1 protein-coding gene is annotated in these 1,076 nt (G+C 67.1%); it reads right to left on the bottom strand.

What is annotated here, in order from left to right; all coding sequences use genetic code 11:
• On the bottom strand, positions 1–977 hold a 977-nt coding region (locus C9J87_RS19295; protein ID WP_107706358.1), incomplete at its 3' end, for an IS481 family transposase.
• Between the last annotated feature and the right edge of the window lie 99 nt (positions 978–1,076).

Here is a 1,076-nt window from a genome sequence, read left to right as displayed (position 1 = left end):
TAGGTGTTCTGTCCGGACAGGTTGGGCACGCGGTCGGCGGGTGACTTGCCTTTGAGTGCGGTGTGGCCGCGGTGGTGATTGTAGTGATGGAGCCAGTCGGGGTAGGCGGCTGCGCGTTCGGCTTCTGATCGGTACTCGCGGGCGTAGGCCCATTCCTCGAGCAGGGTCCGGTTGAAGCGTTCGACCTTGCCGTTGGTCTGGGGGCGGTAGGGGCGGGTGCGGCGGTGCTTGACGCGCTTGCCCAAGGCTTTGGCCCACAACTTGGATCGGTAGGCGTTGCCGTTGTCGGTCAGCACGGCGCGGATCGTGATCCCGCGACGGGCGAACCAGACCCTGGCACGGCGCCAGAATGCGACCGCGGTCTCCTTCTTCTCATCGGCGTGGATCTCGGAGTAGACCAGTCGGGAGTGGTCATCGACCGCGTGGTGCAAGAAGGCGTACCCGGCTGGCTTCCGCTTCTTGTTCGCCGAGCCTTCTACGCGGCCACGGAACCGCCAGCCGCCACCGTCGGGGATCCGGCCGAGTTTCTTGACATCGATGTGGACCAGGTCGCCCGGGGCCGCGTGTTCGTAGCTGTGCTTGTCGGCCCGCGAGGTCTTGGTCCGGATCCCGGTGGCCGGGTCGGTCCACTTCAGCCGCGGGCAGCGATAGCGCTGCAGCACCTTGTGCACCGTCGAGGGGTTCAGCCCGAGGTGGTAGGCGATCCGGGCCGGTCCCCACCGCCGGGCGACCCGTAACCCCAGGATGCGCCGTTCCCGGCGCTGGCTCAGCTGGCGCGGACAAGAGCGTGGGCGCGAGGAGCGATCGACCATGCCTGCTTCGCCCTCTTGGCGATACCGGCTTGCCCATCGTCTTGCGGTGGTAACGGACACGGAGAACCGCTCCGCGGCCCGCTCGTAGGTCCAGCCCCGGTCGACGACGAGCTTGGCCAGGCGTAGCCGTCCGGTCGGGGTCAATGTGGCGTTAGCGTGGGACATGAAGGCCTCCGGTTCGGTGAGATGCGTCGCTGCTCCACACCTCACCCGGAGGCCTTCACCTGTGTCTAGAGCCGCTGCCTAACCTCCGTGGACAGAACA

Origin of the sequence: Nocardioides allogilvus (assembly GCF_003047285.1) — a bacterium.
GTDB lineage: Bacteria > Actinomycetota > Actinomycetes > Propionibacteriales > Nocardioidaceae > Nocardioides > Nocardioides allogilvus.
This window is presented reverse-complemented; position numbering and strand designations above follow the sequence as displayed.